This window comes from Aquisalimonas sp., from assembly GCF_007120195.1.
Taxonomy (GTDB): domain Bacteria; phylum Pseudomonadota; class Gammaproteobacteria; order Nitrococcales; family Aquisalimonadaceae; genus Aquisalimonas.
Map to the genome: position 1 here is coordinate 21,883 of NZ_SKOG01000049.1, position 22,834 is coordinate 44,716.

General features: G+C 65.3%; 15 protein-coding genes. 7 read left to right on the plus strand and 8 right to left on the minus strand.

Translation table 11 applies throughout. The annotated features are described in order from the left end of the window. The first annotated feature begins 57 nt into the window (after window positions 1-57). Window positions 58-1,077 (plus strand): FkbM family methyltransferase, encoded by a 1,020-nt coding sequence (locus QZT63_RS04140; protein ID WP_290648838.1) that lies wholly within the window; start codon window positions 58-60, stop codon window positions 1,075-1,077. Here QZT63_RS04140 and QZT63_RS04145 read toward each other — a convergent pair. Continuing rightward, on the minus strand, window positions 1,063-3,660 hold the full coding sequence (locus QZT63_RS04145; RefSeq protein ID WP_290648840.1) for an EAL domain-containing protein: 2,598 nt from the start codon (window positions 3,658-3,660) through the stop codon (window positions 1,063-1,065). The genes QZT63_RS04140 and QZT63_RS04145 overlap by 15 nt on opposite strands. Window positions 3,661-3,838: 178 nt before the next feature. On the opposite strand from QZT63_RS04145, the gene QZT63_RS04150 reads away from it, so the two are divergent. From QZT63_RS04150 to QZT63_RS04160, 3 genes are all read left to right on the plus strand, one after another. Further along, complete coding sequence (locus tag QZT63_RS04150; RefSeq protein WP_290648841.1) at window positions 3,839-4,441, plus strand: DUF924 family protein; 603 nt, start codon at window positions 3,839-3,841, stop codon at window positions 4,439-4,441. 315 nt (window positions 4,442-4,756) lie between these two features. Then, window positions 4,757-6,220 (plus strand): DHA2 family efflux MFS transporter permease subunit, encoded by a 1,464-nt coding sequence (locus QZT63_RS04155; RefSeq protein ID WP_290648842.1) that lies wholly within the window; start codon window positions 4,757-4,759, stop codon window positions 6,218-6,220. A gap of 92 nt (window positions 6,221-6,312) precedes the next feature. Next, the gene (locus QZT63_RS04160; RefSeq protein ID WP_290648843.1) at window positions 6,313-6,546 is read left to right on the plus strand and encodes a hypothetical protein; all 234 of its coding nucleotides are present in this window, start codon (window positions 6,313-6,315) and stop codon (window positions 6,544-6,546) included. Window positions 6,547-6,956: 410 nt separating this feature from the next. Here QZT63_RS04160 and QZT63_RS04165 read toward each other — a convergent pair whose 3' ends face one another. Both QZT63_RS04165 and QZT63_RS04170 read right to left on the minus strand, forming a co-directional pair. After that, window positions 6,957-10,229, minus strand: a complete 3,273-nt coding sequence (locus tag QZT63_RS04165) for an AAA family ATPase (protein WP_290648845.1) — start codon at window positions 10,227-10,229, stop codon at window positions 6,957-6,959. Then, window positions 10,226-11,512: a metallophosphoesterase gene (locus QZT63_RS04170; protein WP_290648847.1), complete on the minus strand. Its 1,287-nt coding sequence runs from the start codon at window positions 11,510-11,512 to the stop codon at window positions 10,226-10,228. The genes QZT63_RS04165 and QZT63_RS04170 overlap by 4 nt, the downstream gene beginning before the upstream one ends. 159 nt (window positions 11,513-11,671) lie before the next feature. Here QZT63_RS04170 and QZT63_RS04175 point away from each other — a divergent pair, with 159 nt between their 5' ends. From QZT63_RS04175 to QZT63_RS04185, 3 genes are read left to right on the plus strand one after another with little or no spacing between them, the layout of a single operon-like run. After that, entirely contained in the window at window positions 11,672-12,337 is a 666-nt protein-coding gene (locus QZT63_RS04175) for an MOSC domain-containing protein (protein WP_290648849.1), read from the plus strand. A gap of 40 nt (window positions 12,338-12,377) precedes the next feature. Then, window positions 12,378-14,054: an ABC-ATPase domain-containing protein gene (locus QZT63_RS04180; protein WP_290648851.1), complete on the plus strand. Its 1,677-nt coding sequence runs from the start codon at window positions 12,378-12,380 to the stop codon at window positions 14,052-14,054. Further along, entirely contained in the window at window positions 14,047-14,820 is a 774-nt protein-coding gene (locus tag QZT63_RS04185) for a glucose 1-dehydrogenase (protein ID WP_290648853.1), read from the plus strand. The genes QZT63_RS04180 and QZT63_RS04185 overlap by 8 nt, the downstream gene beginning before the upstream one ends. A gap of 170 nt (window positions 14,821-14,990) precedes the next feature. Here QZT63_RS04185 and acs read toward each other — a convergent pair whose 3' ends face one another. The 5 genes from acs to gluQRS all read right to left on the minus strand — a co-directional run bounded on the left by acs (window position 14,991) and on the right by gluQRS (window position 22,824). Beyond that, a complete protein-coding gene (gene acs / locus QZT63_RS04190) occupies window positions 14,991-16,931 on the minus strand; it encodes an acetate--CoA ligase (RefSeq protein WP_290648855.1) in 1,941 nt (646 codons plus the stop codon). A gap of 318 nt (window positions 16,932-17,249) precedes the next feature. After that, window positions 17,250-18,593 (minus strand): sigma-54 dependent transcriptional regulator, encoded by a 1,344-nt coding sequence (locus QZT63_RS04195; RefSeq protein ID WP_290648857.1) that lies wholly within the window; start codon window positions 18,591-18,593, stop codon window positions 17,250-17,252. A 34-nt stretch (window positions 18,594-18,627) separates the two neighbouring features. Further along, window positions 18,628-21,591, minus strand: coding sequence for a sensor histidine kinase (locus tag QZT63_RS04200; protein ID WP_290648859.1), 2,964 nt, complete (start codon window positions 21,589-21,591; stop codon window positions 18,628-18,630). Further along, window positions 21,581-21,778 (minus strand): hypothetical protein, encoded by a 198-nt coding sequence (locus QZT63_RS04205; RefSeq protein WP_290648861.1) that lies wholly within the window; start codon window positions 21,776-21,778, stop codon window positions 21,581-21,583. Before QZT63_RS04205 ends, QZT63_RS04200 begins: the two co-directional genes overlap by 11 nt. Window positions 21,779-21,906: 128 nt before the next feature. Beyond that, the gene (gene gluQRS / locus QZT63_RS04210; RefSeq protein ID WP_290648863.1) at window positions 21,907-22,824 is read right to left on the minus strand and encodes a tRNA glutamyl-Q(34) synthetase GluQRS; all 918 of its coding nucleotides are present in this window, start codon (window positions 22,822-22,824) and stop codon (window positions 21,907-21,909) included. Window positions 22,825-22,834: the final 10 nt, after the last annotated feature.

Sequence of the window (22,834 nt, forward strand, 5' to 3'; positions counted from 1 at the left end):
CCGACACGCTCGGCGGCAATGCGATCGTAACGACAATCCAGCAGGAGAATAAAGGGGATGCAAACGGCACCGTTTCTCACAGCGCCGCTGCGGTCATGGGCCCGGCACTATGCTGCACGGTTGACCCGTCGCCAGGACGCGTCGCTCGCGTTGCTGGAATCCCTGATCCGGCAAGAGGGTGAGCATACGCTCGTCGCTCCGCCGTTACCGCAGCGTTGGTACGAGCGCTGGCTTTTTCGAATGGCGACACGGCTCGAGGCTGACGGCCTGCTGGCCGCCTTGAGGCGGGGGCATTATCGGGCGTTGCGGGGTGCAGAACACCCCGCTTGGCGGTCCTATCAATATCGTGGCTTCCACGTGAAACACGATATACGGCAGAAATCGCAGTGGGATGCCTATATTCACGGGCGCACTCAGGCGGGCGTGGCGTATTGGCTTGAGCGAAGTGCTTCTCCGGGTGCGACCGTACTGGATATTGGTGCCAACGCGGGCGTGGTCTCCCTCGATCTCGCGCGAGCCGTGGGTCAACATGGGACTGTCCACGCATTCGAACCCAACCCACAGGCGTACCAGTTGCTCCGGCAAGCCGTCTCGGCCAACGGGCTAGAAGGGTGTGTGGAGGTCCATACGTTCGCCTTGGGTGACGAGGATGCAACGACGACCCTGAGTGTTCCCGCGAGCAATGACGGGGCCGCATCCCTCCGGGAACCAGGCGCTGGCGAGCGCAGCGTTACGGTGCAGGTGCGGCGATTCAGCGGCTGGTGGGAGGCCCGGAGGCACCCTCGCATCGATGTGATCAAACTCGACGTCGAAGGGTTTGAGGCCCGCGTGATCAACGGGCTTGAACCGGTGTTGATGCGCGACCGTCCCGTTGTTGTCATGGAACTAAACCCCGGCGCTTACGATGCAGCGGCGCTCTTGGAGGGATTGCGCGCCAAAGGGTATGACAGCTTCCGCATCATGGCGGCGCCTCCGTACTTTTCCCATTTGTTGGGACCAGTCACCACACAAACCGATGTCGTGTGTCTGCCGCGGGTGCACGGGCGAGCCACCGGGCCGCCATTAGGCAACCCGTAAAAAAGTGTCCAGTTTGCCGGCTGATAACGGCGGAGCAAACAGGTAGCCCTGGTAGGCGAGGCAATTGTTGCCGTGCAGGTAATCCCGCACCGCTTCCGTCTCCACGCCCTCGGCAATGGTCGCCAGGCCCAGGCTATCGGCCAGGACAATCATCGTGCGCACGATGATGGCATCACTGGGATCGGTGAGAACATCCCTGACAAAGCGTTGATCGAGCTTCAACTCGCTCAGGGGCAGGCGCCTGAGATTGTACAGCGATGAGTAGCCCGTTCCGAAGTCGTCCAACGAAAAGCGCACACCCTGGGCGCTCAGGGTGCTCATCTTGGCGACAGCGTCCTCCACATCTTTAACCAGCACGGCTTCAGTTAGTTCCAGTGTGAGCCGCTGCGGATTAGCACCGGTGTGACGGATGACATCCAATACCCGCTGTGCAAAGTCCGGATGATGGAACTCGGTGGCACTGACATTGAGTGCCAGGGTCAGGTGGGCTGTCTGCGGGGTTTTGGACCAGGTTGCAAGCCGTTCGCAGACAGCCTCCAGCATGACGCGGCCCAGGGGGATGATCAGCCCGGTTTCCTCGGCCATGGGAATGAACTCCGCCGGGCCAATCAGGCCGCGCCGCGGATGCTGCCAGCGCGCCAGCGCTTCCAGCCCCGAAAGGCGCCCGCTCGCGTCAACCTGGGGTTGGTAATAGGCATGGAATTCCCGGCGCTCCAGACCCTCACGGATCTCCACCTCCAGACTGGCGCGCCGGTTGACGGCGGCCTGCATCGCCGGATCGAACAGTTGCAGGGTATTGCGACCCATTGCTTTGGCACGATACATGGCGAGATCCGCCCGCTTCATGACCTCATCCACGGTGTCGTCTCGGTCTCCGAACAAGGCGAGTCCAACGCTGGTGGTGGCGTGGTGTTCACGGCCGGCAAGCGCATAGGGCTTGCGAAGCGTGGCAAGAATCTTCTCGCCCACCGTCTTCGCCTGCACGGCGGCCGCCTCGGCGTCGTCGCTAAGTTGTTCGATAATGATCACGAATTCGTCGCCGCCGAGGCGGCCCACGGTATCGCTCTCGCGCATGGCAGTGCACAGGCGCGAGGCTGCCTGCTTAAGCAGCAGGTCGCCCGTGTCGTGGCCCAGGGTGTCGTTGAGGGTCTTGAAGTTATCCAGATCGAGGAAAAAAACCGCGCCTTTATGGCGATTGCGGGAACAGGCCGATAAGGCGTGCTGGAGCCGGTCGAGCAGCAGGCGCCTGTTGGGCAACTGCGTCAGCGGGTCGTACCAGGCGAGGAATTGAATGTGCTCCCGCGCGCGCTCGCGCTCGGTGATATCGTGAAACAAGACAGCAACTCGATTGCTGTGAGCGTCGCCGGTTTTGAAAACATGAACATCGAATAGTGTGTTCAGCGACCGTGCCCACCGCTCGAGGTGCTCTCCTTCGCCGGTGCGAACGACGCGGTCGCACATCTCGCTCCACGTCGGGTCGGTCTGCGGCCATACGTCGCTCAGCCGGTGGCCCGTGTAATCCTGACCCACCATCTTGATTGCCGCCGGATTCGCCTCCAGGCACCGGGGGTCGACCGGCTCGCCATCGACGAAGATCACTTCAATGAGCAGCAGCCCCTCATGCATCGACTCGAACAGCGCCCGGTACTTCGCTTCACTTTGGCGCAGTGCCTGCTCGGCGTTCGCACGCTTGACAGCAGCCCAGGTGCGCTCGGCAACCTGACGCAATAGGCTGAGCTCATGGTCCCGCCATGCACGGGGCTCAGTATCCATGGCATAGAGGTAAGCGACCAGGCGAGCGTCCCTGATCAGCGGAATAGCCGCCGCCGCGCGCAGCTCCATCGCCTGAATTTCCTCTGAGCCATCGGTGGTTCCGCGCGCTTCGGTGCTGATGTCCGTGTATGCGACATCGCGGCCGGCGTGCATGGCCGGGCCGAAGCGGTCACCATACTCGAAGATGCGGTGTGGCCCGCGGATGGCCACCATTCGGCCATCGCTGTATTCACCGCCCCCGACCACGGTCTGGCCGTCTGCTCCGACGTCCGCATAACCGACCACGGCCAGGTTGAGCCGGCGGCCGAGCGCCTCGGCAGCAGCCGACATGATCGCTTGCGGGTCGGATAATGGCCGCAGCCGATCGTTGAGTTCCAACAAAAACCGCTGCCGCGCTTCGCTGTCCCGCAGCGCGTGCTCGGCCCGTTTGCGTGCAGTAATGTCGGAGAACAACAGGGCGACCTGCCGGCGCTCCGGCTTCCCCACGCGAAAGGCCTCGACAGCAAACCAACGGCCCAACGCCTTGGACTGTTCCACAAAGCGCCGCGGTGCGCCGGTCAGGGCGACACGGCCGTAGATCACGAGCCAGTGCCGCTCCAGTTCCGGCACAAGTTCGCGCGCTGTCTTGCCAACCGGGTTGATCAACCCGGTGTGGCGTTCGAAGGCCGGATTAGCCTCCAGCCAGCGGTAGTCGGAGGCGCGACCGTCGGCGTCGAACAGCACCTCGAAGACGCAGAACCCCTGCTCGATGGACTCGACGAGCATCCGGTAACGCTCTTCTCTCTCCCGTAACGCCTCCTCTGTGTTCATCCGCGTTCGCACCCACCTTTCGATTTGACGCCCAAATTATGACAGACGAGTCATGTGTGTGTCTTGCGGCAATCGCATGGCGCCCCTACTCCCATCTCGAACGCTCTATAATCTTGCCACACCTAATTTTAGGCACGGCCGCCAGCACGTTGGCGGTCACCACGCAGGAGCCTGCCCGATGGACCGTGCGATCGAGGACACGCTTGCATTCTGGTTCGGGGATCAGCCTTTGGGCGATGGGCCCGAGGTCGACCGCTCGGCGCGGTGGTTTAGCAAGAGCGAGGCCCAGGATGCCGAGATTCGGCGTCGCTTCGGTGCGCAAGTCAGCGCGGCGCTGGCCGGGGAGCTGGATGCCTGGGCGCAGACACCGCCGGGACGGTTGGCGCTGGTGGTGACACTGGATCAGTTTACCCGCAACATCCACCGCCATACCCCAGCCGCCTTCGCGGGGGATGCCCGTGCGTTGGCCCACGCGCTCGAGGCGCTGGATCGAGGGGAGGATCTCGGACTGCGCCTGATCGAGCGGGTGTTTCTGTACATGCCGCTCGAGCATGCTGAGGATATGGCGATGCAGCATCGCTGCGTTGCGTGCTTTCGCGAACTGGAGCAGGCGGCACCGGCAAGGGATCAAGCCAAGTTCCGAGGCTTCACCGATTACGCGGAGCGCCACCGAGAGGTCATCCGGCGGTTTGGGCGGTTTCCGCACCGCAACGCCATTCTGGGGCGGGAGAACACCCCGGAGGAGGCGGCGTACCTGTCTCAGCCGGGTGCAGGGTTCTGATGGACTCCCTTGCGCGCGGAAATGACACGCACCGGCCGGGCGTTCGGCCCAGGACGGGTCGTTCGATCCCGTAGCCGCTCATTGCGCGTGCATCCCGCATTGTCGGCGTCATGCACCGAGAATGCTTCGGCGGCGGGGGTCCACTCTCCGACGGCCAACCGGCTTCCCGGATAGGGAGACCTGTTGTGGCCTGTTATTGTGACCGCCGTTGGTCCTCTGACGTTACTGTTGCACTCACCTTAGCGTCTGTTCAGACCAATTGCTGTTGGCTGGTGGCTGGCCGCTGATCGATGACACCGTAAGGAGTAGTGCCCCGTGGAACAGGAAGTGGAGCGGCTTTTCGCTCGCTACGGCGCCGGTTACAAGTGGATGGCGCTTGTCACCGTCATGTTGGGAACGCTGTCCACGGCGGTCGCGACCACGGTCGTGAACGTCGCCATCCCAGATGTGATGCACGACTTCGACGTCGGCCAGCGGGAGGCACACTGGCTTTCCACTGGATTTCTCGCGGCCATGACCACAGCCATTCTGCTCAACGCCTGGGCGCTGCAGCGCTTCGGCATGCGGCGTGTCTACGTCTTTGGCCTGCTGGTGTTCGTGTTGGCCTCGCTGCTCGGGGTCTGGGCCGCAGCGCTGGAGCTTGTGATCCTCGCGCGCGTGTTGCAGGGGCTTGTGGCGGGTGTGTTGCAGCCGTTGGCGATCACCCTGATTTACCAGGTGTTCCCGCAACGTCAGCGCGGGCTTGGTATCGGGCTGTTTGGGCTTGGGGTGATTCTTGGTCCGGCCATCGGCCCGGCGCTGGGTGGGGTGCTTGTGGACGCGGTGGGCTGGCGCGCGGTCATGGCCCTGCCGGTGCCGACGGCAGTCCTTGGCGGCGCCCTGGCGGTGTTTCTTGTACCTGTACGGCGGGGCGCCGGCCGGCGGGTGCAGCTGGACTGGCTCAGCGTGCTGATGCTCGGGCTGGCGGTGACGGGGCTGTTGTGGTCCATGGTCAGTGGCCAGCGCCTGGGCTGGACCTCTTGGCCGGTGCTGCCAACCCTGATCGCTGTGCTGGGCTTGTCCCTCGGATTCGTGGCCAGGCAGTTACTTGCCCGGGAACCCCTGCTGGACCCGCGGCTGTATCAGGCCCCTGCGTTCGCCGCCGGTTCCACCATCGCCCTGCTGTTCGGTGCAGGGCTATTCGGCTCGACCTACCTGATCCCGCTGTTCGTCCAGGAGATTCAGGAACTCTCCCCCACGGCAGCGGGACTCGTTCTGATGCCCGCGGGGCTGGTCATGGCCGCGGCCTTCCCGTTGGGCGGCCACCTGGCGGATCGGGTACGTACGGTGGTCCCCATTGCTGCGGGGCTCGTGATCATGGCGTTGTCCTGCCTGGCGCTGGGGTTTGCTGGCCCGCAGACGGGAGTCCTCGCGGTGACGGCATGGGTGGCCCTGGGCCGTGTTGGGCTCGGGCTGGGGATGCCGGCGATTCAGACGGGCTCGCTGTACCGGCTGCCCCTCAGTCGCACGGCGCAGGGTGCCGGCGCCCTGCAGTTCTCCCAGCAACTCGGGGGTGCCATCGGCGTCACCAGCCTGGCGGTGCTCCTGGAGTGGCGCGCACTGCGGGAGGCGCGCCGCCTGCTGCCTGACGATCCGGTTACCAAGGAGGCGTTGCTCACGAGCATACCGCCCGAACTCTACCGGGAAGCCTACACCGTCGGGTTCCAGTGGAGCTTCCTGGTGCTGGGGCTCGTCTTTGTGCTCGCCCTGGCAGCGGCGGGACGCTTCGCCAAGTACTGAGGTTATGTAGTGGGCGGTGGTTACAGGACACTAGCTCGGCAGGCATTGATAGACTGGAGAGGCTGTGATTCCCATCCACTGCAGGAGGCCTCGTGTTTGACACATTACCCTTGTCACCCTGGCAACGCGTGCTGCTGTGGCCGGGGGGTGTATTCATGGACTGGCTGGCCCGCACACGGCCGGATATCGTGATTGAGTACGGTTTCGGCTTTACCGTTGAGTCATACGTATTCTGGTCCGGCGTGATCTCGCTGGTGTTCTGGTTCGCTGTTTTGTTGCTGCTGCTCGGGATCGTGCGTTGGGGCTGGCGGCAGGTTCACGGCTGACTCGACGGGGCGGCGATCTGTGACGGGCGGGCAGGCTTGTCCGGTCCGATACTTGTTCACTACCTATACAAGTGTTGTTTAATCGTTATCGTTGCACTAGACTATGGCGTCAACGCAGTACACCAGGGAGCGTGTTGCCGTGGTCGTCTGCTGAAGTGCTTCTCGCGTTGGCGCATCCTGTCCCCAACCTGCGCCCCCCGGCCCTTGCGGCCGGGTTTTTTTTGCCCGGTGGAAGTAGAAGTGCGCCGCGAGACCGCCGCTCAGATAACGAGCCCGGGTCACACCGCGCCGAGGCATCCTCAGCCGCACGGCCCATTTTGCTGCGCCGAAGGTGCGGCACCGTCACTCATGGACGGACACAGACTGGCACGTCGCAGCGGCCGGCAATCTCTGTGTTGCAAGCGGTCGGTCTACGCTTCTGACATCGTGGGCCTTGCCTCCGCCCCAGCCGGTGCCGCCGCGGCCTCCAGCACCGCGGTGACCTGCTGTGCGTCGGCAACGGCCTGTCGGTGCCCCGGAAGGCGTCCCAGGACATAATGATACCGCTCCGTGCGGCTCAGAGGGCGCCGCGGGTCCAGGAGTCCGGCGTCTGCGAGCCAGTCCGCGATCTGTTCGATGCGCTTGTCGCCCACGCCGGGAATGCGATCCTCGCGCAGCGAATCGAGAAATGCCTTAGGGTCGCCGCCGACGCTGGCGGCCCGCTCGGCCAAGGCATCCAGGTGTTTCCAGTTGCTCATCGTGCTTTGCTCCAGGGCGGGGCGATCCACGGGTGTGCCGCGACCGATGCGCCAGGCATCCACCCAAGCGCGGGCGGCGAGGATACGCCGCTGGAGACGCTCCAGCTCGGCATTGTCCAGATGCCGGCCGGCGAGCGGGCCCTGGAGGAAGCTCTCGGCCTGGCCGACGGTTTCCAGGCGGAAGTCAGTGAGCAGCCTGTAGAGGAACGGGAGGTCGTCGTCGAGCACATACAACAGATGCAGCGAGCCGGCATCGGCCAGCGGGTTGATGGCAGTAACACCCAGCAGCTCGGCATAGCTCGCCGCATTGTGGCCATCGGGAGGGGAAACCGCTTCGGGCTCTGACAGCGTCAGTGCGGGCGGCGTCGGTCCTTGCAGGCGCGTAAGATCGATGACGTGGGGCCGTTCACCCGTCGCCCGCAGCCAACGTTGCACGTCCTCGGGCTGCGCGGTCAGATACAGCAGCTGGCGCCCCTCTTCGCGGGTCAGTGCATGCAAGGTGTTGGCTACGGCATCGAACCGTCGGGGGTCGGTGGTGGTCAGCGCCTCGTCGAGGAGCAGTGGCAGTGGCACATGATGGCCTTCCTGCTGCTCCACCCAGGCCATGCGCAGGGCTATCAGTAATTGCATGCGCGTGCCCACGGACAGGGCGTCAAGGTCGCGGACGCTGCCAGTGGCGCTCTCCCGGGCGCAGGGTTCGCCGGCCCCGTTGATTTCCAGGGTAAATGCGTCGTGGGTGAACCGGCGCAGCCGCTGGTCGGCCAGGCGTATGGCCTCGGGTTGTTGGTCCCGGCGGTGGTGTTGCTCCACATCGTTGAGCAGAAAGCGGGCGGCTTCCGCGACCATGCGCTGGTCCAGACGCTCGGCCAGCATTTCACGGGCCTGATCACGGGCCGCGCGGGCTTCCTCCAGGCGCAGTTGCCGCTGCGCCTCGCGCAGCGCTTGCAGGATCTCGCCCTGCTCCCGCAGGAGCCTTGGGTGCTCATCCGCTGCCGCCTCGGCAAGGTGCAGTTGCTCCCTCAGGGCGGCCCTGTCATCGGCCTCGGCACGTTCCAGCAGGTCGGCCGGCGCGTCGGCAAGCCGCTCGCGGGCGGCATCCTCCCGGACGGTGGCGTTGCGCATGGCTTCACGAGCGGCGTACCAGGCAGGCAGGTCATGGAGCCGGGCAAGCAGCGTCTCCCGCTCGCCCGGCTCCAGGCCGGCGCGCCGATACAGCCGGTCCAGGGCGACGGCCGCTTCCCGCGCCGCGGCCTCGGCCCGTTCGGCCTGTTCCAACGCCCTGGTGCGGGTGCGTCGGGCCTCAGCGGCGGTCTCGAGGCGCTGGTCCAGCTGATCCAGTGCGCGCCCAAGCTCGGCCGGTGCCGAGCTCTCCGGGGGTACGTCCCACCGTCGGAGAGAGTCGGCCAACGCCGTGCCCAGCGGTGCCACGCGCTCAACAAGCTGGCGGCAGCGCGCTTCCGCCTCCCGCTGCGCCAGCAGCGCTTCATCCCATTTGGCCGTGCGTTGGACCAGGAGCTGGAAGTGGTGGGGCAGGGTCTCCGGGTCCAGGGTGAGCCCGGTTGCCGCGGCCAGCTCATGGAGCTGCGCCCGCGCCCGCTCAAGTCGTGAACGGGCGGCGTCCATGCGCTCATCAAAACCGGGATCCATGGTGGCGCGGCTCATCGAACGCTCCGATTGCCAGGCCAGCCAGCCCAGAGCACCCAGGCAAAGGATAGCCGCAATCAGTGTCAGGGCAGGTTGCGCCGCCAGAGCGTTGTAGGCCAACGCACCGACGCCTGCGCACACCAGCATGATGGCGGCCCTGTTGCGCCACGGTGAACGCTGCGCGGCAGCGCCTTCGGCTGCCTGCTCCCGGGCGGCCTGGGCATCGGCTTCGGCCTGTGCCTGGTGCCATGCCGCCAGGGCCTGGGACATGTCCTGGGCGGCTTCCTCAAGGCGCGCCATCGTGTGTTGCTCCAACGCGGGCGACGCTGGCGGTTCCGACCCCAGCAGGCTTGCCGCCTCCCGCGCGCGGGAGGCGGCCTTGTACGTCTCCTCCCGGGCCTGATTCAGGTGTGCGGTCAGCTCGCGTAGTTCCTCCAGGCGCCGGCGCATGGCCGGAATATCCGGCTGTCCCTCGCTGCAATCCGCCAGCCCGGTTGCCTGCACGCGCTGCAGCGCCGCTGCGGCCTGGGCGTGGGCCTGCTTCGCGATCTGCCGCTCCCGGTCGTGGTTTTGCTCGAGACGCTCCAGCTCTCCGGCCTCGATGCCCTCGGGCATGATTTCCGGGAACTGCTGCAGGCGCGCCTGGGCCTCACGGGTGGCCTCACGGGCGTCGACCAGGGCGACGGCCGCGCCGCAGTGTTCCGCGCGTCGCAGGGCGTCGCCGGCCCGGCGAATGGCCTCCTCGAGTTCCGGCAGGCGTTCGCGCTTGGCCAGCAGTTCCCGGTTGCCGGCCTCTGCTGTGCGCAGCTGTTGCTCGGCTCGTCCCAGGGCGTCCGCAGCGTGTCGGTCCCGTCGTGGGTGGACGGCCAGTGGCCCGCCGTCGGCTTGCAACGCGGGCAAGTCATAACCGCCAGCCAGTTCCCGCCGGAGATGGGCGACGACGGTCCGGTCGCTTCGCGTCATCTGCAAGAGTTCATCGATGGGCAGGAAATAGCCGCCCAGGGCCTCGGCATCCGGCAGCGCCGGCGGCGTGTGCACAACACCGTCGCGCTGCCAAATGACGTCCCGTCCCACCCGCTCCGTATGCCAGCGGTGGTCGGCGTCGCTGAACACGGCCTCGAGCATTAGATTGCCTGGGTCATCGGGGCGGGGTGCGAGCAGTAGACGCAGTGCCCGCAGCAGGCTGCTCTTGCCGGAGGCGTTTGGGCCGGTGACGACGTTAATGCCAGCACCGAACGTGTCGATGGCAATGGGTTCGCGCAGGCCCGGCAACCGGTGTATGTACAGTGACACGAGCTTCACGGAGTCCCCTCTCTGCGCTGAGCCAGCAGCTCATCGAGGCTGGTGAGCGCTCCGCGTCGCAGCCAGTCGAGAAGGGTCGCCTCGTCCGGATCGCTGGTGTCAAGCCTGCTCCAGGCCGGGTCCCGTTGCACGGCCTGGAGGTGAGCGCGCGCACGATCGAGTAACGCCTGCCGCTCCGGGTCGCCCGCGGGTGCGTCCTCGAGCAGTTGCAGCCGGCGGGCCAGCAGACCCGCCGGGTCTGGGCGTTGTGCCAGGGTCTGGAGATCGATCTCGGGGCGCGTATTCAGCCACCAGTGCCCGACAAAGCCGTGCATGCCGCCGGCCAGTGGCAGGTCGCTCAGGTCTTCATTGGCGAGCAGAGCCGCGACCTCCCGCCGCAGCCGCGTGCGGCCGTGGAGGCGCAGCCGCAACCCAAGGGCGTCGGGGCGGAACGTGTCATCGCTGAGTTGTCGGGCCGTGGCCTCGGCGCTGGCCAGGATCCGGGAGCGCGCTTCGGTCGCATCCGCCAGGTCGGTGAGATCCACGTCCAGGACCTCCCAGCGCAGAGGCGCCAGAGGCCAGTGAGTGATGCTGCGAATCTCGCCGGATTCAATGGTGTATAGCCATGGGCCCCGGGCGCCCGTCTCACTGGCGCGAAGGGCAGTCACCGAACCAAGATAACCCGAGGGTTGGTTCGCTGCCAGTGCGTCGGGTTTGTGTATGTGACCGAGCAGCCAGGCGTCCAGTCCGGCCGCATGGAGCTCACGGCTGGAAACCGGCGCGTGATGGCTGTCGCGGTGGTCGCGATCGCAATGAAGCAGACCCAGCATGGGGCCCTGGGGAGCGTTGAAGGATTGGCCGGCCAGGGGGTTATCCGGCGTGATGGGGGAGGGGAACGACCAGCCGTACACGCGTACGGTCGTCCCGTCGGCCCCGGTCAGGTCCACGGCTTCCCAGGTACCGCCGCGGCCGAGGAGTCGGAACCCGGCGACTTCCTCCGCCAACTGGGGTAGAACCTGCACGTCGTGGTTGCCGGCGACACCGACCACGGTGATACCGGACTCGACCAGCGCGGTGACGCCTCGGCGCAGTTCGGCGAAGGCTTCGAAGAAGTCGTCCGCCTGCTCCACGACATCACCGGCAAAGGCGACGACGTCGACGCCCTCGCGCCGGGCCGCCTCCACGAGCCGCTCCAGCGCCCCCGCGGGTCCGAGGCGCCGCTCCCCCAGGCGGGCCTTGACGGCATCAGGCAGACGCCCAGAGCGGCGCCCCAGATGCAGATCTCCAACGCCCAGTAATCGCATGCGCGTTTACCCGGTTCCTCCCATGCCAGCGCGCAGACACGATACCTGTTTCGGCGGCCGCTGCCGAGTCACGGTTCCCCGTGCACAGCGGCATCGTCACGTTGTAGTCTGGACATCCTCTAACACTGGTGCTCATTTGGGACAATGCGGAGGCATCGAATGACAGAATTCGTGACCATCACGGGCGTCTACCAGGGACGGGTCCGCCGGATGGAAGGCGATGGCAGACCGACGGCCATCTACAAGCAGCCGGTGCAGCACGCGGTGGCACTGGGGGATGGTGGGCTTGCCGACGATCAGCAGGGCGACCGCAAGGCCCACGGTGGGGCGGAGCGCGCGCTCAGCCATTATCCCGCGGAACATTACGGGGTCTGGGCATCGGTATACCCGCAAGCGGCCTCCCTGCTTCGCCCCGGCGTGTTTGGTGAGAATGTTTCCACGAGCGGGCTCACCGAGGGTAGCGTTGCCGTTGGTGATGTCTTTCGGATGGGCACGGCTGTGGTTCAGATCAGCCAGCCGCGGCAACCCTGCTGGAAGATTAGTCACCGGCTCAATCTCCCCGAGCTGGCGCGGGAAGTGGCCGAGACGGGGCGTTCGGGCTGGTTGTACCGGGTACTGGAAACGGGCTATCTCGGCCCAGGCGACGTGGCCGAGCGGTTGGACCGTGCCACGCATGGGTATTCCCTGGCGGACATGTGGGCCATGCACAACGCCCGGCGGCCGACGATGGACGACCTGGAGGCCCTTGCGACCTTGGACGTCCTCGCCGACTCCTGGCGCCAGCGATTCGCCAGCCGGTTGGACTGGATGCGGCGCCACGCCTGATGGTGTTGACGGGCACCTGGCGCACCTGCATGGAGGATGGATGAAACGCCTGCAATCCATACTGCTGAATATCGATGGTAAAGGGTACAAGGCCTATCGGCAGCTCACGGGTGCGTACGCTTTCGACGACTTCGCACTGTACGTGGATCACGTGCAGGGCGACCCCTTCGCAGCGCCATCCCGCCTGCGTGCCATCATGCCCTGGCACGAGGCGCGTTTGCCGGATGCGGCTCGAGAACCCGAACCAAGGGCCAGGGCAGCCCGGGACTGGCTGGGTCGGGTCTTCCGGGAGGCGGCGCGGAGCGCTCCCGAGATCCGAATTGATGCCGGTCGCGAGACGGTACTGGACCGCACTGCCGTGCTCTTTACCGATGAGGGCGTGGAGCTGCGGTTTACCGTCAACCTTCCGGCCAATGGGCGCTCCATCCTCGGCAAAACGGCCAGGGATCTCCTTTGCCGGACGCTGCCCCGGGTGATCCGGCAGAGTGCGCGCAGGGAACACCTGGATGAGCAGGCGTTGCGGCTCCACTGCGATGGGGTGGAGGACCAGGTGGCTTTGCGCGCTGCCTTGGGTCGCCAGGGCCTCGTCGCCTTTGTAGCCGACGAGGCGGTGTTGCCACGCCGCTCCGGCGTGGACGATCGTCCTCTGGCGGACGCCATCGCCTTTCGGGCGCCGGCGAGCCTGCGCGTCGAGTTGCACACGCCCAACGCGGGGCCCTTGGCGGGCCTGGGTGTTCCGCGCGGTATTACCCTGATCGTCGGCGGTGGCTTTCACGGCAAGTCGACGCTGCTGAGCGCAGTGCAAAACGGTGTCTACGACCACATCCCGGGCGACGGGCGTGACCGGGTCGTCGCCGACGCCGAGGCCGTCAAGCTGCGCGCGGAGGATGGTCGTGCCGTCCACGCCATGGATCTGTCGCCGTTTATCAACGGGCTGCCCTATGGTAAATCCACCACAGCCTTTTCCACGGAACTGGCTTCCGGTTCCACCAGCCAGGCGGCCGCATTGCAGGAGGCCCTGGAATTGGGTGCACGCACGCTGCTTGTGGACGAGGATACGTCCGCGACCAACTTCATGATTCGCGATGCCCGTATGCAGGCATTGGTGGCGAAGGCCGAAGAGCCGATTACGCCGTTCGTGGACCGCATTGCCGAGCTGCGTGACCGGCTGGGCGTCTCCACTGTGTTGGTCATGGGCGGGTCCGGCGACTATCTCGGCGCGGCGGATACCGTCATTCAGATGCATGACTACCAGCCCCGGGACGTTACCTGCAAAGCCCACCGGATCGCGCGTGACTTCGACAGCGTGCGACACGTTGAGGCTCAGGCGCCATTGGCGGCCCCGCGCCCGCGCACGCTGGACGTCCGCTCCGTTGAACCGGCGGGCAAACGCGGGAAGCGGCGGGTTAAGGTCCGCGGGACCGACGCCCTGGAATTCGGCGACGACGTGGTCGACCTGCGCGCCCTGGAACAACTCGTCGATGCCTCCCAGGTGCGCGCCATCGGGTTGGTGCTGCCGGCCGCGGGTGTTCGCAGGGACGCGGCCCTTGACGAGGTACCGTCCTGGTTCCGGGCGTATCTGGACAAGCCCTGGTCCGAGCTTACTGGCCGGCCCGACGGCGATTTGGTACGCCCGCGCCTGGTCGAACTCATGGCGGTACTGAATCGATTGCGCTCAGCCCGATTCACAGCGAACAACGGAGAAGCCCATGAATGATGCCCTTTTTGACATGACGGGCCGGGTCGCACTGGTGACCGGCGCCTCCAGCGGTCTGGGCGCACATTTCGCGCGTGTGCTCGCCGGTAATGGTGCTCGCGTCGTGGTCGCGGCGCGCCGCCAGGACCGCCTGCGCGAACTGGTGGACGGGATCGGGGCAGCGGGCGGAGAGGCCACTGCGATCGCCATGGATGTGACCGATGCAGACAGCGTCGGGAAGGGGTTCGACGCCGCCGAGCAGGCCTACGGCGTTGTGGATGTGCTGGTTAACAATGCCGGCGTTGCACAGTCCCGGTCGTTCCTGAAGACAACCGAGGCCGACTGGGACCACGTCATGGAGACCAACCTCAAGGCGGCCTGGCGCGTCGCCCGGGTCGGAGCCGAACGCATGAAGCAAGCCGGTCAGCCGGGGAGTATCGTCAATATCGCCTCCCTGCTCGGACTCGGTGTGCAGTTCGGCGAGTCCCTGTACGCCACCTCCAAGGCCGGTGTGGTGCAGCTTACGCGGCACATGGCCCTCGAACTGATGCGTTACCGCATTCGCGTGAACGCGATCTGCCCCGGCTATTTCGAGACGGAAATGAATCGGGATTTCTTCAAGAGTGACCGGGGGCAGAGCTATGTCAGGGACAATATTCCCAGCAAACGTCTCGGCGACCTCCCCGAACTGTCGGGCCCGCTCCTGCTGCTCGCCTCTGATGCGGGCTCATTCGTCAATGGCATCGCGCTGCCGGTCGACGGGGGCCATCTTTTGAAATCGTTGTAGCGCCTCTCGGTCGGCGCACCCGACGTCCTGTCGCGAAGAGGCCATCGAGACCACAGACCACCCAACCCGGCTGCACATGGGTGAACGCAGCCGGGAAGGTGGGTACATGTGGCGCTGCTTGCGCAGTCTGCCTGGCACCCTTACTCAAGGGACGGGGCCAGGCAACGCTGCTACCGGTTCTCTCGATTTTCGATGAGTTCGTCCACGACTGAGGGATCGGCCAGGGTGCTGGTATCGCCGAGGCTATCCAGCTCGTTGGACGCAACCTTGCGCAGGATACGGCGCATGATCTTCCCGGAGCGCGTCTTCGGTAGCCCGGGAGCCCACTGGATGAAGTCAGGTTTGGCAATGGCACCGATTTCCTTGCGAACGATATCCACCAGCTCCTTGCGCAATTCCTCGGACGGTTGCTCGCCGCCCATAAGGGTCACGTAGGCGTAGATGCCCTCGCCCTTGACATCGTGCGGAAAGCCCACGACTGCGGCCTCGGCCACCTTCGGGTGCAACACCAGGGCGCTCTCCACTTCGGCGGTACCCATGCGGTGTCCGGAGACGTTGAGCACGTCGTCCACGCGACCGGTGATCCAGTAGTAGCCGTCCTCGTCCCGCCGGGCGCCGTCCCCGGTGAAGTACTTGCCCTTAAAGGCGGAGAGGTACGTTTCCATGAATCGCTTGTGGTCGCCGTAGATGGTGCGCATCATCGACGGCCAGGAGCGCGCGATGCAAAGGTTGCCGTCGGTGGCGCCCTCCAGCAGGTTGCCGTCGTTGTCCACCAGCTGCGGCTCGACCCCGAAGAACGGCATACTGGCCGCACCGGGCTTGAGGTCCGTGGCGCCGGGCAGTGGCGTAATCATGATGGAGCCGGTTTCCGTCTGCCACCAGGTGTCGACGATGGGGCAGCGGCCATCGCCCACCACGTTGTAGTACCACTCCCAGGCTTGCGGGTTGATGGGCTCGCCGACGGTACCGAGGATGCGCAGCGACTTGCGGCTGTACTTCTTTACCGGCTCGTCGCCTTTCGCGATCAACGCACGGATGGCTGTAGGCGCCGTGTAAAAGATGGACACATTGTGCTTGTCCACGACATCCCACATGCGGCCGGCGTCGGGGTAAGTGGGCACGCCTTCGAACATGACCGATGTCGCGCCATTCACCAACGGGCCGTAGACGATGTAGGTGTGACCCGTCACCCAGCCGACGTCGGCGGTGCACCAATAAACATCGCCGTCGTGGTAGTCGAACACGTACTTATGGGTAAGGCCTGCGCCGAGCAGGTAACCGCCCGTGGTGTGGAGCACGCCCTTTGGTTTGCCGGTGGATCCGGAGGTATACAGAATGAACAATGGGTCCTCGGACTCCATCTCCTCGGCGGGGCACTCCGGGGAGGCCGCTTGTTCCAGCTCGTGGAACCAGACGTCGCGGTTGTCATCCCAGTCAACCTTGTTGCCGGTGCGCTGGACCACCACCAGGGTGTGCACGTCGGGGCATTCCTGCAGCGCCTCGTCGGCGTTCGCCTTCAGCGGGAAGCTGCGTCCGCCGCGGGCACTCTCATCTGCGGTCACGACAACGCGGCAGTCGGAGTCCAGAACGCGATCACGCAAACCGTGGGGCGAGAAGCCACCAAAGACCACGGAATGAATGGCGCCAATGCGCGTGCAGGCAAGCATCGCCACGGCGGCTTCCGGCACCATGGGCAGGTAGATGGCCACGCGGTCGCCGCGTTTGACTCCCCTGTCCCGCAAGGCGTTGGCAAAGCGCGAGACCCGCTCGTGGAGCTGCCGGTACGTGATGTGCTGAACGGCATCCTTGTTGGGATCGTCCGGCTCCCAGATGATGGCCGTCTGATCGCCCCGGCTGTCGAGGTGGCGATCCAGGCAGTTGTAGGCGGCATTCAGGCGGCCGCCGTCGAACCAGCGGATCTCACCTTTCTCGAGATCGGAGCTGTTCACTGTGTCCCAGCGCTTGAACCAGGTCAGCCGCTCGGCCTGCTCAGCCCAGAATGCGTCCGCATCGTCCAGTGAGCGCTTGTACATCTCCCGGTAGGTGTCGGCATCAATATGCGCCTGTTTCGCAACGTCTGCGGGAACGGGATAGACCTTCGTGTCGGACATCGGATGACTCCTCCTTTGGATTTGGACGGCCAACGTTCACCGCCGGCTCGTCATTTCGCAGTCCTGCTACTGCCAAGCCTAGCAGCCGCGCGCAGTATTTCCGGTGGTTGCGTGCCTGGATCAATCTGCATGGGCGCGGGTCAGCCAGCGGTGATGCCTGAAGGAAATTGCCAACCACCTGCCCCGTATAGGATTTTAAACGTAACCGCACAGGCTACCTCAAACGCCGGGGCGATTGCCAATACTGTGAGCGCGGGTAGCGGCTGCGCGACCGCTGGTGCACGGTGGTGTTAATCACACTCGAGGCCGACACAATGGCTACACCTCCTCGGGGCGCTGCTTGCGCGGAATACCCAGGCGTTGGCGCTTTTCCCACAGCGCTTTGCGGCTGATGCCCAGCCGCCGTGCCAGCTCCGTTTCCGTGTATTGGTCCTGATTGGCCAGGACGAACTGCCGGAAGTAGCCCTCCAGCGACAGGCCCGGGTTGGCTGGGTCGGGCGCAGGCTCGGCGTTCGGCCGCAAACCCAGAATATCCGGCGTGATCACAACGCTGTCGCTGAGGATGACCGCGCGCTCCAGGGCGTTCTCCAGCTCGCGCACGTTGCCCGGCCATTTGTAGCTGCGGATGCGCTCCAGGGTCTCGTTGCTGAAGTGCATGGGAGGGCTCTTGAGGCGTGTGCAGGCCCGCTCCAGCAGGTGCCGGGCAAGCTCGGGCAGGTCGTCGCCGCGTTCGCGCAGAGGCGGTAATCCGATTTCCATGACATTGATGCGGAAATAGAGATCCTCCCGGAATGCGCCGTCGCTCACCCGGCTCGCGAGGTCGCGGTGGGTCGCCGCGAGCAGACGCACGTCCACGTGCCGGGGCTGGGACGAACCGACACGGCGAATCTCGCCCTCCTGCAAGACCCGGAGTAGCCGCGCCTGCGCGGCCAGGGGGAGTTCGCCGATCTCGTCAAGGAACAAAGTCCCACCGTCGGCGGACTCCACCAGACCCTGGCGGGCACCCACAGCCCCGGTGAACGCGCCTTTTTCGTGGCCGAAGAGCTCCGCCTCGATGAGCGTATCCGGAATGGCCGCGCAATTTACCGTGATCATGGGCCCGTCGTGGCGTTCGCTTTTCTCGTGCAGCGCCCGCGCGACGAGCTCCTTGCCCGTGCCGGATTCGCCCAGGATCAACACGGTGGTTGTGGTTGGCGCCACGCGGGCAATGCGGTCAAAGACATCACGCATGGCTTTACAGTTGCCGACAATGCCCGCGACGGGATAATCCCGGTTCAGGTCGGCTTTGAGGGCAGCGTTTTGTCGCTGCATGCGATTTTCCTTAAGCGCCCGTTGCACCGTAAGCAGCAGCTCGTCGTTGTCGAAGGGCTTGGCAATGTAATCCAGTGCGCCCAGCTTCATTGCCTCCACTGCCGAGCGCACGCTGGCGTAACTGGTCATTATGATTGTCGGTACCCGCGGGGCGCATTCCAGCACGGCCGTGCCGGCAACGCCCGGCAGGCGTAGATCGGCAATGATGAGATCGAATTCGGTGAGTTCGCTCTGGCGTCGCGCGGCCTCCACGGAGTCTGCCTCGGCGACGCTATGCTGGCGTTTCTCCAGCAGCCGGCGCAGCGCCTGCCGGATCACTTTCTCGTCTTCAATGATGAGAATGTATGCCATGGTTATGCCAAGTTCCCGGTGTCTTTCAGTGAGCCTACCCGTGATCGAGCGCCATGCCATCGTCTTTCTGCGCCGGCATTGCCCGCAGGCGCAGTGTGACGCGGGTGCCGCCGCCACGGTTTTCGATGAGTACCTCGCCGCCGTGCTCCCGCACGATGTTGTAAACCAGGGGGAGCCCCAGCCCCGTTCCATGGCCGGGCCGTTTCGTCGTCACGAACGGCTCCAGAACGTGATCCAGGACGTCGGCGGAGATGCCGCCACCGTTGTCATGGACGACAACGGCAAACCAGTCATCCTCCTGGCGCGTCTGCAAGATTTCGACGCGCGCTTCGTCGATTTGGTCGGCGCAGGCATCGGTCGCGTTGCTGAACAGGTTTACGAACACCTGCACCAGCTGCTGTGGATCGCCGCTGACGATCACGTTCTGCGGCAGTTGATTGTCGAAGCGCACGACACGGGCGCGCCGGCTTAGCGTGGTCAGGCGAATCGCCTCATCGACGGTCTGGGCCAGATCGACCGGCTCCGGCGGGCGCTGGTTGCCCACGCCCCCATGGGCGTATCGCACAAGGCTCTGGACGATGTTGTTGATCCGCTGGGCCTGAGTGAGCACGTCCTCGGCGATGGCGGCGGTGCGCTCAGCATCCGTGTGGTCATCGCGTAGCTCCTGGGCCAGACAGCAGATCCCGGTCACGGGATTGCCGATCTCGTGGGCGACGCCGGCGGCAAGTCGGCCAATGGAGGCCAGCCGTTCGCTATGGGCCAGCTCTTGTTCCAGTAGCGAGACATCGGTCAGATCTTCGACCAGCAGCACGGTATCATCGCCGCGGTTGCTGTTGGCCGGATCCTCGATGGTGGCCTTGTGCAGGCTGTACCAGCGGGGTTGATCATCTGTGTGGATCTCCTGGCGGTGCCAATGGTCCTGGTCTGATTTGTGGAATGAGGCCAGCAATGGGCCCCATGGCGCCGGGAGTTCGTCCAGGTGACGGCCCACAACATCGGACATGGAGATTTGGGTCAGCTCGGCGATGGCCGCGTTCCAGCGCACCAGGCGCCCGCCCTGGGCCACGGCGCAAACCCCAAGCGGCAGGTCCTCGATGATCTGGCGGTGGTAGCGACGTAGCCGGTCCAACTCCGCAGCCAGACCGCGCAGGCGCGTGCGCGAGGTCTCGAGGCGGTCCTCGATGAGGCGGACGTTTTGCGCCAGCGCCGTCCGGCTCTGGGTGTCCATCTGCAGGCGCTCGTCCACGATCATGCGCGCGAGCACTGGACCCATCATCCCGGAAATATTGCGTTCGACCTGGGCACGCAGCCCGTGGAGGTGAGTCGGGCGAGTTTCGTCCCAGTGCAGCCCTCGTTCCCGGACGGCCTTTTCCACCTCCTTGTGCGCTGCGCTCTTGCCCATGACCGAGGCGAGCCGTTTGACGAACTGCTGCGGGGAGCGGGCGTGCAGATCACCCACCGGAAGGGTGGGGTTGAGATCGCGGCACACGGCCGCTGCCTCGCGCTCGCGCTCGTCCGGGCGGCTCAGCAGCGAAATGACAACGAACAGGACGCTGTTCAGCGCGAGGGACCAGAATGTTGCGGACTGGTAAATGGCCGGTTGCCCTTCTCCAGCACTTGCCAGACCCAGCCACGCCATGGTGCTGTCGCCGGTCACCGGGGGCAGCAGCACGGTGAACACCCACACGGCCGATCCACCGAGCAGACCGGCAATGAAACCGCCGCTGGTGGCCCGAGGCCAGAAGAGCAGGCCGATGATCCCAGGCAGCAGCTGGGCCATGGCCAGGAAAGAGATCAACCCCCAGCCGACGAGCCCCGAGGTAGGCTCCAGGATCTGGTAGAAGCCGTATCCGGCGGCGATGACGGCGACCATGACGATACGCCTCGCCCAGCGCAGGGCGCCGTACAGGTCCCGGTGCGGTTGCGGGCCGGCGAAGGGCAGCACCAGGTGGTTGAGCGTCATCGAGGAGATGGCCAGGGTACTGACCACGATCATGGCGCTGGCAGCGGATATCCCACCGAGGTAGGCCAGCAGTGCCAGGGTGGTGCTACCGCTGGCCAGTGAGATTCCGAGGACGTGGTAGTCCGCGGGGGTTCCGGGTTGCAGGACTTCAGCAGCCCAGAGTATGGGTGGAATCGCCAGGGTCAGCGCCAGGAGGAACAGAGGGAATCCCCAGCTGGCAACATTCAGGTGGCCGGGGTTCTGGTTCTCTGCGAACAGCATGTGAAACTGTCGCGGAAGCAGGAAACCGGCGGCGAAGGCCAGCACCAGGAGACTGACCCAGGGCCCTTCCCTGGCGGGCGCGTAAAGCGCCTCCAAGTGTTCCGGGTTGGCGGCCAACCACGCATGCATTCCGCCGAGGCCGCCGAACGCCTGCCAGATTGCAACCCCGGCGACCAACAGCAGGGCCACGAGTTTCATCAGCGACTCAAAGGCGATGGCGGCCACCAGGCCGTCGTGGTGTTCCCGCGGCGAGACGTGCCGGGCGCCGAAGATTATGGTGAAGCCTGTAACGAGCACCACGAACCAGAATGCCAGCACATCCGGCGAGGCTTCCCGCGTCATGACCTGCGTGGACTCGGCCACAGCGCGAATTTGCAGGGCAATATAGGGCAGCACCCCGGCGAGCATCAGCAGCGTCACCACGATACCCGCCATCTGGCTGTTGAAGCGGAACGCGAACAGGTCGGCGACGGAGGTGAGCTGATACGTGCGCGTCAGGCGCAGGATCGGCATCAGCAGCACGGGCGTGAGCACGAACGCCAGCGTGACCCCCAGGTAGATCGTGAGAAAGTTGAGGCCCTGCTCCTTGGCGAACCCGACGCTGCCGTAATAGCTCCAGGTGGTTGCGTAGACGCCAAGGGAGAGCACGTAAACCAGTGGGTTGCGCGTCAGCCACGTTGGCAGCCACTGCCGATCCGTGATGTAGGCGATCAGAAACAACAGTAGCAAGTAGCCGACCGCAACCGCCGAGATGACACCCAGGTCAAGTGTCATAATGCCCCAAGCGCAGCGACAGCAGCACCGACAGACCGATGAGCAGCCCCCAGAGCACCCAGGCCGTATACCAGGGCGCGCCGATACTCATCCACCAGGCCGAGAACGGCGAAGCGATCAGTAACAGGCCAAGCAGGAACAGCAACACACTGGACACCCCCGGCCCGGTATCCTGTATCGGGGCCATGCCGATTCTCCTCCGGACAGTTGTTTTCCTTGTGTTACCTAAGGTAGCACAGCATTCTGCTCCGGGAGAACTGGATTTTCCGAGTGATTTCGCGGCTCGCCATAGGGCGGCAGCGCAGTGCCGGGGCGTCATTCCCGGGGCACGTCTTCTCCGCACGGTGCGGCGGTCATGCCCCGCAATGGGCGGGCGTCCCAATGGGCCAGTGCCCAATGCCAGAGGGTGTCGAGATCGGCATCCGCGAGTTGGGCAGGTGGCCGCTGCCGAAGGAATTTGAGCGCCGCGAAGAGTTGCCGTGCGGGGGCCGTGTCGTCCAGAGGCTGGGCCAGATTCTGCTTGCTCAGTTTGCGGCCTTGGGCATTCAACGCCAGTGGCAGGTGTGCGTAGGTGGGTGGGGTGGCGCCCAGGTATTCCATGACCAGAACCTGGGGCGGCGTGCACAGGAGTAAGTCGTGTCCCCGGACCACATGGGTGATCCCGCTCGCCGCGTCGTCCACAGCCGCGGCCAGGTGATACGCGGGCCAACCGTCCGCACGCTGGATCAGGAAATCCCCGACGTCGCTGGCGAGGTCCACGGTCACGGGCCCCTGGAAAGCATCATGGATGTGGACGCTCCCCTCGGCACGGGCCCTCCAGGTGCGCGCTTCCCACCCGGCTGGCAGCCCTTGGCGGCAGGTGCCCGGGTAAATGACCCCGTTCATGGCGGGGCGGCCATCGCGCAGGACCATCTTGCGCGTGCAACCGCACGGGAAGGCCAGCCCCTGCCAGTAGAGCTGCTCCACGGCGGTGTCGTAGGCCTCGCGCCGCTGGCTTTGGTACACGACAGGTCCGTCCGGCTCGAAACCAAAGATGTCCAGGGTGTGGCGAATGCCGTCCGCCGCGCCGGCTTGCTCCCGCGCCGGATCGATATCGTCGATGCGCAGCAGCCACTCGCCGTAGTGGTGCCGGGCGTCCAGATAAGAACCCACTGCGGCCACCAACGAGCCAAAATGCAGCGGACCCGTGGGGCTGGGTGCGAACCGACCGCGGTAGGGGCGCGACTCAGTCACGGCTGGCTCG